Source organism: Nonomuraea sp. ZG12 (assembly GCF_052068115.1).
Lineage (GTDB): Bacteria > Actinomycetota > Actinomycetes > Streptosporangiales > Streptosporangiaceae > Nonomuraea.
On record NZ_JBQHCW010000025.1, the window covers coordinates 1 to 13330 of the forward strand.

At 70.1% G+C, this 13330-nt stretch carries 12 protein-coding genes; 7 read left to right on the top strand and 5 right to left on the bottom strand.

What is annotated here, in order from left to right; genetic code table 11:
• Positions 1–498: 498 nt before the first annotated feature.
• The 3 genes from ACTMTF_RS39885 to ACTMTF_RS39895 form a co-directional block, all read right to left on the bottom strand.
• Positions 499–792: a helix-turn-helix domain-containing protein gene (locus tag ACTMTF_RS39885; RefSeq protein ID WP_441115303.1), complete on the bottom strand. Its 294-nt coding sequence runs from the start codon at positions 790–792 to the stop codon at positions 499–501.
• A 758-nt stretch (positions 793–1550) separates the two neighbouring features.
• Positions 1551–2486 carry a Gfo/Idh/MocA family protein gene (locus ACTMTF_RS39890; protein ID WP_441115304.1) on the bottom strand — a complete coding sequence of 312 codons (936 nt, stop codon included), beginning with the start codon at positions 2484–2486 and terminating at the stop codon, positions 1551–1553.
• On the bottom strand, positions 2483–3643 hold the full coding sequence (locus ACTMTF_RS39895) for a Gfo/Idh/MocA family protein (protein ID WP_441115305.1): 1161 nt from the start codon (positions 3641–3643) through the stop codon (positions 2483–2485). The genes ACTMTF_RS39890 and ACTMTF_RS39895 overlap by 4 nt, the downstream gene beginning before the upstream one ends.
• A gap of 141 nt (positions 3644–3784) precedes the next feature.
• Between ACTMTF_RS39895 and ACTMTF_RS39900 the strand changes: the two genes are divergently transcribed.
• Genes ACTMTF_RS39900 through mftF form a run of 5 tightly spaced genes read left to right on the top strand, consistent with a single transcriptional unit; the run spans position 3785 to position 9449 of the window.
• Positions 3785–5125, top strand: a complete 1341-nt coding sequence (locus ACTMTF_RS39900; protein ID WP_441115306.1) for an MATE family efflux transporter — start codon at positions 3785–3787, stop codon at positions 5123–5125.
• Positions 5122–6168 carry a hypothetical protein gene (locus ACTMTF_RS39905; RefSeq protein ID WP_441115307.1) on the top strand — a complete coding sequence of 349 codons (1047 nt, stop codon included), beginning with the start codon at positions 5122–5124 and terminating at the stop codon, positions 6166–6168. The genes ACTMTF_RS39900 and ACTMTF_RS39905 overlap by 4 nt, the downstream gene beginning before the upstream one ends.
• Complete coding sequence (locus tag ACTMTF_RS39910; protein WP_441115308.1) at positions 6155–6724, top strand: hypothetical protein; 570 nt, start codon at positions 6155–6157, stop codon at positions 6722–6724. Before ACTMTF_RS39905 ends, ACTMTF_RS39910 begins: the two co-directional genes overlap by 14 nt.
• Positions 6721–8076 (top strand): condensation domain-containing protein, encoded by a 1356-nt coding sequence (locus ACTMTF_RS39915; RefSeq protein WP_441115309.1) that lies wholly within the window; start codon positions 6721–6723, stop codon positions 8074–8076. The genes ACTMTF_RS39910 and ACTMTF_RS39915 overlap by 4 nt, the downstream gene beginning before the upstream one ends.
• Positions 8073–9449 (top strand): mycofactocin biosynthesis glycosyltransferase MftF, encoded by a 1377-nt coding sequence (gene mftF / locus ACTMTF_RS39920; RefSeq protein ID WP_441115310.1) that lies wholly within the window; start codon positions 8073–8075, stop codon positions 9447–9449. Before ACTMTF_RS39915 ends, mftF begins: the two co-directional genes overlap by 4 nt.
• On the opposite strand, the gene ACTMTF_RS39925 is transcribed toward mftF, so the two are convergent.
• Together ACTMTF_RS39925 and ACTMTF_RS39930 are read right to left on the bottom strand one after the other, a co-directional pair.
• On the bottom strand, positions 9421–10047 hold the full coding sequence (locus tag ACTMTF_RS39925) for a LuxR C-terminal-related transcriptional regulator (protein WP_441115311.1): 627 nt from the start codon (positions 10045–10047) through the stop codon (positions 9421–9423). The genes mftF and ACTMTF_RS39925 overlap by 29 nt on opposite strands.
• The gene (locus tag ACTMTF_RS39930) at positions 10028–10894 is read right to left on the bottom strand and encodes an inositol monophosphatase family protein (protein WP_441115312.1); all 867 of its coding nucleotides are present in this window, start codon (positions 10892–10894) and stop codon (positions 10028–10030) included. Before ACTMTF_RS39930 ends, ACTMTF_RS39925 begins: the two co-directional genes overlap by 20 nt.
• 134 nt (positions 10895–11028) lie before the next feature.
• Between ACTMTF_RS39930 and ACTMTF_RS39935 the strand changes: the two genes are divergently transcribed.
• Positions 11029–12342, top strand: a complete 1314-nt coding sequence (locus tag ACTMTF_RS39935; RefSeq protein WP_441115313.1) for an aspartate aminotransferase family protein — start codon at positions 11029–11031, stop codon at positions 12340–12342.
• Positions 12339–13328 (top strand): Gfo/Idh/MocA family protein, encoded by a 990-nt coding sequence (locus ACTMTF_RS39940; RefSeq protein ID WP_441115314.1) that lies wholly within the window; start codon positions 12339–12341, stop codon positions 13326–13328. Before ACTMTF_RS39935 ends, ACTMTF_RS39940 begins: the two co-directional genes overlap by 4 nt.
• Positions 13329–13330 lie beyond the last annotated feature (2 nt).

Here is a 13330-nt window from a genome sequence, read left to right on the forward strand (position 1 = left end):
AGCAGTACTCCGACGACGAGGCGCGCGACTACGTCGAGAAGTTCATCCGGGGCGAGGTCGAGCGCTGAGCCCCGCTGCCGCCCGGGACCGGTATGTCAGCACCAGCCAGGTTCCCAGGCAGGGTGCCTGCTGCCATCTCGTACGAGGCGCGGAACCGGACCACTGACCGCGAGCTGCCGACGGCGGGTGACGGTGTCCGCTGAAGGGGTTCATCGCCAACACCGGCGTCAGCTGGACCGGCCGACTCAGGCAGATTTCTTCCGCGTACGCTCACCGAGCCGATCGCTCACCGAGACTGCCCCCTGGACCAGTCCCTGGCGTCCTGCGGAACTTCTGGGGATGCCGCTCAGGGCTTACGGATGACATCTTGCCGGCGGCGGTGAGCATGTGGGAGGTCAGGCGGCGTAGGGCATGCCGCGCACACGTTGTGTCCCTCCCGGGCGAACTCGCCGGCCAATGTGCGGGTGGACTTGATCGTCCAGCGCACGCTACAAGCCCTCAGCCGGTCGCCGATTTCAGAGCGAAAGACTGCCGGTTCGACTGGGCTCTGCGCATCACCCATGACTGCGCGCTGCTGGACAGCAAAATACCAAGCTCGAGGCGGCTTCGCGCGCCCACAAGAGCCATGGTGCGGGATACGTGCCGCTGGACAGTGCGCGAGGAGATGTCCAGCTTGTTGCCGACGGCCTCATCGGTCCAGCCGTCGGCGAGCAGCAGGATGACCTCCTGCTGCGTCCTGCTGATCAGTCCACCACGCATGCAGGCGTTGAGCCATTCAATCAATACGTACATGTGTCTCCCCTATGCAGGCTTCGAACATTCGGGCGAGAAGTACGGACAATGCACGTCACCGGCTGGGCAGCCTGATTGTCGCCCCTGGTCCCCGCCGGCCAGCGGGGTACAAGGAACGTTCGAGCTCGTGAGCTGTACGCCGGCAGCCGCTTCGGTCAATGCCATGAGCCGGGCATTCTTGGCCATCTCTTTCGGGACCTGACGCACCGAGCGCCGAACGCGATCATCCAGCAGGTACGGTTGCGCGCCAGTAATTCGGCCTGCCTGGGGTTATCGCCGGTTTCCGCATCGATTCCACTCCTTGGGCAAGGAAGCATGGAGTAAATGCTTTCTAGCAGTTCCTGGTATAACCCGGGTATGCTCCGAGTAGTCTTTGGGTATAAGCGCGCGTATATCGCTTCCGCGTCCGCGCAGCTGAGTGCCGAGCTTGCCGACTGCGAGGGCGGCCCAGGTGCGAGCTAATGCATGACACGCGGCGTGCGCTGGTGGTCAAGGATGCGTTAATCGCGCCGCGGAGTTCGGGACCGGTCCAATTCTTCGTCGCAGATGTCGCAGATGTCGCTGAGCGAGAAAACGGGACTCAAGCCGGGGAATGGTGGTCGGCATCTTCCCCCCGGCCGCGTCGGCCAAGAGCCGTCTCCGGGTGATCGCCGGCGACACACCGGCCTCTCATCACACGTCCGTGGACGTCACCGCGCAGGCAGGCAGCGGCAGGGCGGCAGGGCGGGCACCCCGGGCACATCGGAAAGCCGTTTCCCCTAACGCAGGTTCTCCGCGACGCTCACCCAGCGCAGGGTTTCGGAGAGGGGGATACGGAGGTCCGCATCTCCCCTGACCACCGCGCTGAAGTGTTCCACCTGCGTGCGGAACTGGTTGCCCGCCGTGGGCGTCCACGTCCGGTCGTCGTGAGCCGTCGCGAGGCGGACGGGGCCCGCTCCAGACGCCAGGAAGGGGAGCTCCAGATCGAGGACGCCGGCGGAGCCCACCAGCATGAGCCGTTCGGCGAATGTCCCGGTGAACCCCCAGGACGCCGTGCCCGTCGCACCCGAATCGAAGCGCAACCACGCCGAACCCGCCATGTCCGGCTCGCCGGTGAACGTGCCATGGGCCTCCGACACATCGCCGAGCAGCCACATCAGAGCGTGAACGCAGTAGCAACCGAGATCCCAGAACGCTCCGCCGCCCAACTCGGTGGAGAGGCGGATGTCGTACGGGCTCTCGAGCGGAACGGTGAAGTGCGCGTGCGCGGTGGTGATCTCGCCGAGTTCGGCGAGGATCGCTGTGAAGGCAGGTGTGTCGTACTGGGGGTGGAAGCGGTACATGAACCCCTCCATCACCACCCGTCGGCCTCGATCAGCGGCGGCGGCGATCTCCTTCACCTCGGCCGACGATCTCGCCATCGGCTTCTCGCACAGGACGTGCTTGCCGGCCTCCAGCGCGCGCACGGTCCACTCGGCGTGCAGGGAATTGGGCACTGCCACATAGATCGCGTCGACGGCGGGGTCGGACAGGACCTCGTCATAGGAGCCGTACGCGCGGGCGCCGGGATGGCCTTCGACCAGCTCCGCGGCCCTGCCGAGATCGCGGGCGCCGACGGCGGCGAGGCGCGCGGAGGGGGACGCCGCCACCGCCGGCAGGAAGTCCGAGCGAGCGATGCGGGCTGCCCCCAGCACGCCCCAGCCGAGCGCCGTCATGCCGGAAGGCTCGCCCACGGCATGGGTGTCACGGGTTCGAACGTGGACTCGATCTTGGTTGAGCCGCACTCCATCATCGCCAGGATGATCTCCAGCACATGCAGGGCCTGCCGGGCTGACACGCGGGCGCCGCGGCGTTCGACGACGGCGTCGGCCACTTCGGCCACCCCCCGCGCGAAGTCCATGTCGTGCAGGTCCTGCTCGGGAGACTGCTTGTAGCGGTGGCGGTAGTCGGCCGGCCGGACCAAGGGGAAGGGGACCGGCGGCTCAAGGTAGTGATCGCACGACTCGCGCTTCTCGGCGGGCACCAGCGTCCGCAACGTGACACCGGCACCGTAGTCCCAGCACTCGGCGACGCGCAGCACGCCGTCGTCGCCGATGATCCGCAGCGCACGGTCCTCGGGGGCCAGCGTGGAGCAGGTCAGCCTGGCGATCACTCCGGATGTGAGGCGCAGGGTCGCGGTCGTGAAGTCGGGCGCGAAGTCCGAGCCGGTCATGCCGGGCACCTTGTCAGGGACCACCAGCGCCGAGAACGACGTGACCTCCGTGACCGGGCCGAAGAAGGCGGTCAGCCAGTTCAGGTAGTACGCCGCGTGTTCCAGGGCCGGGCCCACGCGGAACTCGTCCAGGTAGGGCCACGGCGCGCCGGACTCACTGGTCCAGGTCCGATACGGCATCTGGTGGATGGCCCCGTCGTCGAGTTCGGCGTAGACCAGCCTGGGAAGCCCCACGGCACCGTCGCGCAGCGCACGCCACAACGTCTGCGCGGTCTCACCCAGTAGGGTGCACGGGCCGGCGCCGAGAATCAGGCCGCGGGACTCGGCCAGCTCCACGAGCTCGCGCGCCTCGGCGACAGAAAGGGCGAGAGGCTTTTCCGAATAGACGTGCCGGCCCGCCTCAAGAGCCGACCTGGTCACGTGCGCATGGCTTCGCGGGTTGGTGAGATTGACCACGATGCGGACGGATTCGTCGGCCAGCAGATCGGCCATGGACGCGAAAACGGGAATGCCGTGGTGGCGGCTGAAAGCCGCGGCCCGGGCCGGATTCCTGTCATGGACGCCGACCGCTTTGAGCTGCGGGTGGTTGGGGAGAGTGGTCGCATAGTAGTCGGCGACATATCCACATCCCACTATCGCGACGCCCATTGTTTCCTGCATGTCCAGCACCTTAACCCGTTCCCTATTCCGGTAATAGGACCCTGAACGGGCATAGCCATTCAGGGAGCTGGTCGCCCTTCTCCGCCATGGCTATGGTGGCCGAAATGCAGCGTGTGATGCATTCACCCGGAAGGGGAGATCGTGACGCAGGTCGCTCGTCCACCTGAGTCCGCGCCGTGGGGAGGCCGCCAGGAGATCGCCCGCCTGGCTTTTCCGATCTTTTACGGCGAGGTCGTGGGTGTCGTCACGCCGCTCATCATCCTGGCCATCATGGGCCGCGTGGACGAGGAGGCGCTCTACCTCAGATCGCTCTACATGCCGCTCGCCTTTCTCTTCATCGCCATGCAGATGGGTCTGGACATCAGCAACCAGGTCGCCGCCGCGTTGAGTCGTGGCCGGCGACGGCCTCAGGACGTGCTGCCCACGGCGGCGAGCATGGCCGTCGTGGGAGTGGCGCTGTGGGGGGTCGTCGCTCTCGCCGTCATCGCGGGCGCTCCCTGGATCGCCTCGCTGCTCGAAGTACCGCCCGGTTCCACGGCGGACTTCGTGTCCTTCGTCCGCTGGATCTGCTGCGCCAACGTGTTGTGGTTGCCGGTGTCCTTGTGCGCGTCCAGCCTCAGGGGATACGGCCACGCGCGCAGCGCGGCAGGTGCGGTCCTGCTGGGCGCCGGTGTGGAGATCGCCACGGCAGCCGTCCTCGGGTTCGGCACCGGCCTCGGCATGTACGCACTGCCGATCGCCATGGCGGCCGGAGGCGTCGCCGCGCTCTCCTACGCTGTCCTCGCGTTGGCCAGGACCGACGTATGGCGAGCGAGGGAAACGCTCAGCTGGCGGCCGGAGGCGCTCACCCACCTGGCCGCTGTCGGCGGACCGATCACGATGTCGTTCCTGGTGATCGCGGTGAGCAACTTCGGCCTGATGTGGGTGGTGGCACCGTTCGGCCCCGATGTCGTTTCCGGGTTCTCGGTGGCCGTGGCCCTGGAGACGCTCATCCTGGTACCGTCCACCGCCATCGGCTCCGCGACGGCGATCACGATGAACCGGTTGCGCGGAGCCGATCGGCCTGACCTGGTGCTGCCGGTCATGAAGGCGGGCATGGGCCTGGCGTGGCTGACCTACTCGGTGCTCGCCCTCGCGGTGTGGCTGCCTCGCGCTCCGCTGGCCTCGCTGATGGCCGGGGCGCCCGACGTCGCCGCGCAGACTGAGCTCTTCCTCGGCATCGTCGGGCTCACGTACGGGTGCATGGGAATCACGGTCACCATCATCGTGACCATCGAGCAGATCGGCGGTGGGTTCCTCGCCCTCCTGCTGAACATCCCGTATTTCCTGGGAAGTGTCGTCGTCGGAGCCGTGCTGGCCCGAGTGGTCGGCGTCCAGGGCTTCTACTGGACGCTCGCCGTTCTGAACGCCGCAGGGGTGTCGGTAGTGCTGCTCCTCGCGCACAGATTCGTCCGCCGCCGGTTCCCCGAGGGGGAGCGATGAAGGTCAGCGTCGCGATCATGCATCATCCGGCCCGAGCCCATCTGGTGGATGCCCTGGTCAGAGCCTGCCTGCCGCTGGTCGCCAGGGTAGTGACCGATCCTGAGCCGGCAGGCGTGCGCAGCCCTCTGCGCACGGCCAAGCGCGCGTGGGCCGCCGTGGGCGAGGGCGCCACCCATCACCTGGTCATCCAGGACGACGCGTTGCTCTGCGACGGTTTCGCCGCGCAGGTCCAGGCCGCCGTCGCGGCCAGGCCGCGGCACGTGGTGGCCCTGTACTCCGACTGGAACAGCCCGCAGAACTCCTATCTCGTACGCCGGGCCGCGGCGGCGGGCGCCGCGTGGGCCCCGCTCTCCCGCACCGACTGGGCGCCCGCCGTAGCCCTCCTGATGCCCGCCGATCGGGCCCGTGAGCTGGCCGCCTATCTCGCACCCATTCCCGACGAGGTGATCGACGACGACGAGCTGATCGCTCAGTTCTGCCGTGAGCGGCGGCTGCCGATGCTGGCCACCGTCCCGCACCTCGTGGAGAAGGGGAACGTTGAATCTCTCACCGCGCACGAGGACCTGTATCACGCGACCGTGTTCGCCGGCCGGACGCCGCCGCCGGCGGCTCACTGGGCGCGCGATTCCGCCCAGGACGCCGCGCTGGCGGCCAGGTTCGAGCGGGCGGACCCCTGGGAGCACGTGGTCGAGCTCCGCGGCTCGCGTTGTTACCTCCGCTTCACCCGCCCTCGCACGGAGGAGCCGGCGGGACACGAGTACGGCTGGTACTGGCACGATTGGGCGCCGTTGATCGGCATCGATCCGCGCGTGGTCCGGGGACAGGGCGTGCGGGCGGAGGTCTGGGCGGCGGGATACCTGCTCGGAGCGGACACTCCCGAGTTCGACCGCGCCGACTGGCTCCGGCCGGCGCTGGCCACCTGGGTCGAGTCCGGCCTGCGGCCCGCCGACCGTTCGCGGCTCGGCCCTGAAGGTCAGGCCGCGCTGACGGAGGCGTGCCTGGAAGGCTTCTCGGTCTGGAGGACCGCCGATGTCGCCGGTTGAGGACCTGTGGTCGGTGGCGGCGCGGATGGCCCGCAGGGAGGCGGGGCTGAACCGGCTCATCGCCCCCGACCAGCCACCCGGCGTCATCCGGCCGCCGGCTCCCGACGTGGTGATGCGGATGGTGCCGTGCCCTGTCTGCGGTGCCGCCGGCGCCGATCCGCCGTTCGACCACTGGAGAGTGACCGGCGAGGAGACCGGTCTGCCCACCCTCGCCGTGCTCGGTTGCGAATGGCTGACTCCGCGGGCGGTGCTGCCCATGGCCATCGCGATCGAGCAGGGGACGGGGCCGCTCGCGTACCGGACGCGGGCCGTCGCGCGGCTGGGCGGCCTGGACCTGCGGGCCGTCGACCGGAGCGAGACCTGGGCGGACGCCCTCGCGGACGGGCACGGCACCGCGGGCGACGCCGGCGAGGCGACGTTGCCGGCGGTGACCAGGGCGCGAGACGGCGATCTCCGGCCGATGTTCACCGGCCCGCACGCGCCGGAACCCGAAACCGAGCTCAACGACATGTACCTGGACGTCCGGCTGACGGCCATGGCTGAGGAAGGGATATGAACGATCTGACCTGGCACAAGGTGTCCTTCACCGGGACGCGCGCGGAAACGGGGCCGGCCACGTGGGGCCAGCGACAGGTCTGGCGTGACATACGTCAGATGCCGGACGGCACGCCGTACAACGTCGCCTGCCCGCTGGCCGTCGCCGAGGGGATCAGCCTGGACGACGTGCTGGAGCTGACCACCGAGCTGGTCGGGCGGCACGAGTCCCTCCGCACCGTCTTCACCGAGGAGGGCGGGCTCATGCAGCGCGTGCTCGCCTCCGGCGACATCCTGGTCGGCGTCCTGGACGATCCGGAAGCAGGCCAGGAACAGGTGGACGCGCTGGCAGCCCGGCTCCATGACGCGGACTTCGACCACGCCACCGATGCGCCCTTCCGCGCGGCAGCGGCGGCGCGCGACGGTGTGCCGTACGCGGTCGTCGTGTGCGTCACCCATCTGGCGGCGGATCTGCAGAGCATCCGGCTGCTCGCCGCGGAGCTGGAGCGCATGCTCCGCTGCCGGGCGGAAGGGGCCCCGTTGCCCGCGCCCGCGCCGGCGGCCCAGCCGCTCGACGTGGCGGCCGCGGAGCAGTCCGACTCGGGGCAGCGGATGGAGTCGGCCGCGCTGGCCGACGTCCGCTCCACATTGAGCGCCTTCCCACGCGCCAACTTCGCGCGGCCGGCCGGGCCCGCTCAGACGCCTCGCTACCGGCAGGGCGGCCTGAGCTCGTACGTGGCCGCCGCCGCGCTGGACACGCTGGCCGCCCGTTACCGCGTCGGCAGCTCGGCCGTGGCCCTGGCCGGTGCGGCCGCGATGCTCGGCGCGGTCACCGGCCGTGACGAGGTGGGCCTGCTGCTCGTGGCGGGCAACCGGATCCGGGCCGAGTTGCGGCATGCCGTGGGCACCCTCACGCAGGACGTCCCGGCGCTGATCAAGGTGGCCGGCCCGGCGTTCTCCGACGTGATCCAGGCGACCTGGAAATCGTCCATTCGTGCTTACCACCGCGGCAGGTTCGATCCGGACAAAGCCTGGGACATCATCGACGAGCTCGGTGCGGAGAGGGGCGGGCATCCGGAGCTGCGCTCCTTCTTCAACGACTACAGGACGAACTCCGCCCCGGTGACCTCGTCCGGCGCCCCGGCCGCCTCCACATTCGGCTGGGCGGACCGCACCGACGAGGACGGCGTCACCTTCTTCGCGCAAGTGGGAGACACCCCCGGGCATCCCGGCGCGGTCATGCTGTCGCTGTGCGCCGACACCACGTACCTGCCTCCTGACGCCATCGAACGGTATCTGCGGGGCTTCGAGCGATTGCTGGTCGACCAGCTTTCCCGGGATGTGCAGGTGGCGCGGCTCGGGGAGTACACGTGATCCCGCGGCTGGACCCCGGCACGCTGGTCCTGGCGCAGGGACGCATCCTGGTGGGCGGCCATCCCCGCCGGGTGCTGCGCCTCGATCGGGTTCAAGCCGACGAGGTCGCCCGTTGGCGGGCCGGGCGGCCGCTCTCCGGCTCGCATCGCGCACTCGCCCGTCTGCTGGTGGAGGCGGGGATGCTGCGGCCGGAGCCCGAAGCCGGCGGGCCCCCGGAGGCGGAGGTGACCGTCGTCGTTCCCGTGCACGCGCGGGTGCGAGAGCTGGCCGCGTGCCTCGCCGGGCTGCGCGGGCTGGCGGTGATCGTGGTGGACGACGGTTCTCCGGACGAGGAGGCCGTGTCGAAGGTCGTTTCCGATGCCGGGGCCACCTATGTGCGCCGGGACACGCGAGGCGGCCCGGCCGCCGCCAGGAACACCGGGCTGGCCGCCGTGACCACGCCCTACGTGGCGTTCGTGGACTCCGACTGCGTTCTGGAACCCGGCTGGCTGGACCGGCTGCTGCCGCACTTCGCCGACCAGGAGGTGGCGGCGGTCGCCCCGCGTATCGTGTCGCACGGCGTCGGTCGTGGGTGGTTGTCGCGTTACGAGGCCGCTCGTTCCGCGCTCGACATGGGGGGCGCCGCTGCGGTGGTGCGGCCCGACGGACTGGTGCCGTACGTGCCCACGGCAGCGCTCATGGTCCGGCGAGCGGCGGCGGGCGCCGGCTTCGACGAGCGGCTCTCCCTGGGAGAGGACGTCGACTTCGTCTGGCGGCTGGCCGCTTCGGGGTGGCAGGTCCGCTACGAGCCCGGCGCGAAGGTCGCCCACCGTCACAGGATCCGGCTGGGTGCCTGGCTGGCCCGCCGGGTCGAGTACGGCACCGCGGTGGCGGCGCTCGACCGCAGGCACCCCGGCGCCATCCCGGCGCTCGACGCGTCCGCGTGGGGTGTCCTGGCCTGGGCCGCCGTGGTGTGCGCCCCTGGCCGGGCGTCCGGCGTGGGCCTGGCGGCCTCCTGTGTGGCGGCCCATGCGGCCGGCTTGGCCAGGGAACTGCCCGGCGAGCCCGTGCGGGCGGCCGCGCTGGCCGGCGCGGACGCGCTGACGGCGGGTCGCCTGGCCGGAGCGTCGATCGCGCAGGTGTGGTGGCCGCTGGCGCTCCCCGCCGCGATCGTCGTCCCCCGGCTGCGCCTCCCGCTCGTCGCCGCGCTGGCGTTGCCCGCGCTGGCCGAGTGGGTGGAGCGCCGCCCGCCGCTCGACCCGATCAGGTACGTCGCCGCGCACGTGCTGGACGACGTCGTGGGCGCGGTCGGGTTGTGGAAGGGGATGCTGCGCGAGCGGAGGTTCCGGCCGCTGTTGCCGCGCCTCAGGCGTACTCGATCAGGCGAGCCTTGATCGCCGTGACGACCGCCGCGGTCCTGTTGGGTGAGTCCAGCTTCAGCAACACGCTGGCCACCAGCCTTTTCGCGCCGTGCTCCGAGATCGACAGGCGTCGCGCGATCTGCCTGTTGCTGAGACCGTCGGCGAGCAGGGACAGAGTCACGCGTTCGCGGGCGGTGAGGCTGACCGGCGGCCGGTGCTGCGGCGCTTCCGCCGCGGACGGCGGACCCGATGCTCGCGTGAGCAGCACCCGCGCCAACCGGTCGGGGATCGCCAGCTCGCCCGCGACCACTCGGTGAATGGCGTCGCGCAGATGGTTCGCCGTTATCTCCTCCTGAATGAGGTAGCCGTCGAATGCCGATGAGAGGGTGAACGCCGGGGCGGCCACCTGGGCCTCGTCGAGCAGGAGAATGGTTTTGACGTCCTTGTCACGCGTGCGGGACAGCGGGTCCGTGGTGATCAGGACATCGCAGGTGTCGTCGTTGACCATGAGGTTCACCATGGGGAGCTGCCGCAGAACGGTCTCCAGACCCCGATGAAGCAACTCGCTGCCGATGAGGATCGCGACGTTGATCTGTCCGGTTTCTGTGCCTTCAGGAAAGGTCGGCGTCATGACTCACATCAAATACGTTCGTCGTTCGACAGGGCCAGGCATCTGACGAGTTCCGGACAGAGAGCTCCGCGAATTCCGCGAGGCGGTCAGACAAGCGCCTCCCGTGCGCGGCGAAGAGCGGACCCCAGGCCACGAAACCAGACCGGCTCTCCGTCCCTGGTTCCCCGGGCACTCCCGTGAAACCCCCTCCGGCCGCGGTGACCAGCGATCGCCCGGCGGCTACGTCCCAGATGTATACATCCGCGTTCACGGCCAGGTCGGCCCGGCCCGCGGCCACGTAGGCGAGCGCCAAGGCCGAGGACCCGATCCTTCGCACGTCCGCCGTCTCCACCAGCTCCGCGTGCAACCGGGCCTCGGCCGGGTCCCGGACCCCGGGCGTCGGTATGTCGGTCAGGACGATGGGCAGCGGATCGGGCTCCGCGACGAGCGGGTGCGCCGGCCGGCCGTCGATCCGGAGGACGCCGTCCGCCGAGGTGAACAACTCGCCGCGCGTCGGCTCGTAAACGGCTCCGCCGACCGGCTCGCCGCGCACCGACACTCCGATCGAGACCGCGTACAACCCGAGGCCGCGCGCGAAGTTGTGCGTGCCGTCGATGGGATCGACGTACCACTCGACCTCGCCCGCTCCGCTCGCGCCGGTCTCCTCACCGACGATCACGCTGTCGGGACAGGACGCCGACAGCATGGTACGGATCAGCGACTCGGCCTGCCCGTCCGCCTCCGTCACGACGTCATGCCGGCCGCTCTTGGCCCGCGTCCTGACGCCGGGGCCGTAGCGGGTGACGAGGAGCGAGCCGGCTTCGACGGCGGCCGTGGCGGCGAGAGCGACCAACCCGACATGATCCATCGCCTCACCCTAGGCGGGTGAGGGGCCTGCGGCACCGGCTCGTTCGGGTATGCCCTCTCGCCCGGCCGATCGACGCTTATGTCCCCTCTGGACAGTCGGCACTCTGGAGCGCACACACCTGGAAGGGCCTGGAGATGGCAATTGGACTGACGTCCGAGCGCAGCAGGTCGGACGCTCACTGGGCCGCGGAGCAGCGGGTCATCGGGCCTGGCCTGCAAGCCGTGATGTTGTGGTCGAAGCTCTGCGTCGAGCGTGCGGAAGGCGCCATGCTCACGGACGCCGACGGGCACGAGATCGTGGACTTTCAGGGCGCCGGCGGCGTCAACTCGATCGGACACTCCCACCCCCGATACGTCGCGGCGCTGGCCGCCCAGCTCACCGCCACACCGGCGGGCGCGTTCGGCTCGCCCGCCCGACTCGACATGGTGAACGCCCTGCGCCGCGTGCTCAGCGCACCCCTCGACCGCATCCAGCTCTACAGCGGCGGCACCGAAGCCGTGGAGGCGGCCCTGAGACTGGCCAAGTCGGTCACCGGGAAGCACGAATTCCTGTCCTTCTGGGGTGGCTTCCACGGCAAGACGATGGGCAGCCTGGCGCTCACGTCAGGAGCCAGAGCCGGGCTGGGCCCGCTGCCCGCCGGCTTCTTCAGCGCGCCGTACGCCAACTGCTACCGCTGCCCGCTGAAGCTGAAGAGCCCCTCCTGCGGATTCGCGTGCGTGGACCTGGCGCGAGACGTCATCAAACGCGAATCGACGGGCGCGTTCGCGGCCATCGTGGTCGAGCCCGTGCAGGGCCGCTCGGGCAATGTCGTTCCGCCCGACGGCTATCTCGCGGCGCTCAAGGAGGTGGCCGAGGAGTTCGACGCCCTGCTCATCGCCGACGAGATGATGACCGGCTTCGGCCGTACCGGAGCGCCGATGGCCTACCAGCACGAGGACGTCACCCCGGACATCGTGACGGTGGGCAAGGGAATGGGCGGGGGATACCCGGTCACCGGGGTGATCTCCACCGCGGCCCACATGTCCGCCGCGCCGTTCTCCGACCCGAGCGCCAGCTCCTCCAGCTTCGGCGCGTTCCCCATGGCCTGCCGGGCGGTGGCCGCCACCACGGACGTGCTCGTCGAGGAGGACCTCGCGGAACACGCCCGCAAGCTCGGCGCCGAGCTGCTGGAACTGCTCCGCCCGCTGGTCGACGAGGCGCCGCTGGTGGGAGATGTACGCGGGCTCGGCCTGGCCATCGGCATCGAGCTGGTGGCCGACAAGGCCACCAAGGAAACCGTTTCCGGCCAGGTGCTACGTGAGACGTTCCTCGCGCTGCTGAGGGCGGGGGTCCTGGTCATGACGGGTGGCAACACGTTGCGGCTCTATCCGCCGCTCAACGTCGACGCCGACCTCGCCCGCGAAGCCGCCGGCGTGATCCGCGCGACTCTGACAGGAGGTTCCCGATGAAGGTGGCGATCGCGGGCTTCGGCGTCGCCGGCGCGGCCCGGCTGTCGGCCTACGACCGCCTGGCGGGCGTGGACGTGGTCGCGGTCGCCGACCCGTCGCCGGCCAGACGCGAGACAGCCAGGCAGGCCGGGCTCCGCGCGTACCCCGAGCTCACCGAGCTGAGCGCCGAACACGCGCCCGACGTCGTGGACGTGTGCGCACCGCCGGGTCACCATCGCGCTCTTGCCCTGGCGGCGCTGGAATCCGGCAGCCACGTGGTCTGCGAGAAGCCCGTCGCTTTCCGCACGGCCGACGCGCTCGACCTGATCGAAGCGTCGAAGCGGACCGGGCGCCTGCTCTACCCGGCGCACAACTACCTGTACTCGCCGATGATGCGGCTGCTGGAGGAGTGCGCGGCCGCCGCCGGGACACCGCGTACGCTGTCCTTCCGCATCGAGCGGCAGACCCACGCCAGGGGCAACGACGCCTACCGGCCGGACTGGCGGCGTGACCCGGAGCTCGCCGGCGGGGGCATTCTGCTGGACCACGGCTCGCACTGCGTCTACATGGCCGCCCGCCTCTTCGGGGAACGCCCCGCCAAGGTCTCCGCCGTGGCGCGCTGGCAGACCGAAGGCCTCGACGAGGCCATCGACGTGCGGTTGCACTTTCCCTCCGGAACCGCCGACATCGAGCTGAGCTGGGTCGGCGACCGGCGTACGAACCGCTACACCCTGGCGGGCCCCGCCTCCTCGGTGACCATCACGGACGGCACCGCCGTGCTGACCGGGCCAGGCGGTGACGAGGAACGATCCCTGGAGTCGCCGACGCAGAGCTCCACCCACGAGGAGTGGTTCGCGGACCTCTTCACCGACTTCACCGCCTGGCTGGGGAGACCCGCGTCGTGGGCGGAGCCTCTCCACGACATCGTCTCGACCGCCGAGGTCATCGAGGCGGCGTACACGTCGGCCCGGCGGGACGGCCAACCCGTCCCGCTCCGGCAGGGCTGACG

Bases quoted from the DNA above. Each gene is read 5' to 3' on its own strand.
- ACTMTF_RS39895 (WP_441115305.1), bottom strand. From the start codon at position 3,643: ATGCAGGAAACAATGGGCGTCGCGATAGTGGGATGTGGATATGTCGCC.
- ACTMTF_RS39940 (WP_441115314.1), top strand. From the start codon at position 12,339: ATGAAGGTGGCGATCGCGGGCTTCGGCGTCGCCGGCGCGGCCCGGCTG.
- ACTMTF_RS39925 (WP_441115311.1), bottom strand. From the start codon at position 10,047: ATGACGCCGACCTTTCCTGAAGGCACAGAAACCGGACAGATCAACGTC.
- ACTMTF_RS39915 (WP_441115309.1), top strand. From the start codon at position 6,721: ATGAACGATCTGACCTGGCACAAGGTGTCCTTCACCGGGACGCGCGCG.
- ACTMTF_RS39890 (WP_441115304.1), bottom strand. From the start codon at position 2,486: ATGACGGCGCTCGGCTGGGGCGTGCTGGGGGCAGCCCGCATCGCTCGC.
- ACTMTF_RS39885 (WP_441115303.1), bottom strand. From the start codon at position 792: ATGTACGTATTGATTGAATGGCTCAACGCCTGCATGCGTGGTGGACTG.
- ACTMTF_RS39910 (WP_441115308.1), top strand. From the start codon at position 6,155: ATGTCGCCGGTTGAGGACCTGTGGTCGGTGGCGGCGCGGATGGCCCGC.
- ACTMTF_RS39905 (WP_441115307.1), top strand. From the start codon at position 5,122: ATGAAGGTCAGCGTCGCGATCATGCATCATCCGGCCCGAGCCCATCTG.
- ACTMTF_RS39930 (WP_441115312.1), bottom strand. From the start codon at position 10,894: ATGGATCATGTCGGGTTGGTCGCTCTCGCCGCCACGGCCGCCGTCGAA.
- ACTMTF_RS39935 (WP_441115313.1), top strand. From the start codon at position 11,029: ATGGCAATTGGACTGACGTCCGAGCGCAGCAGGTCGGACGCTCACTGG.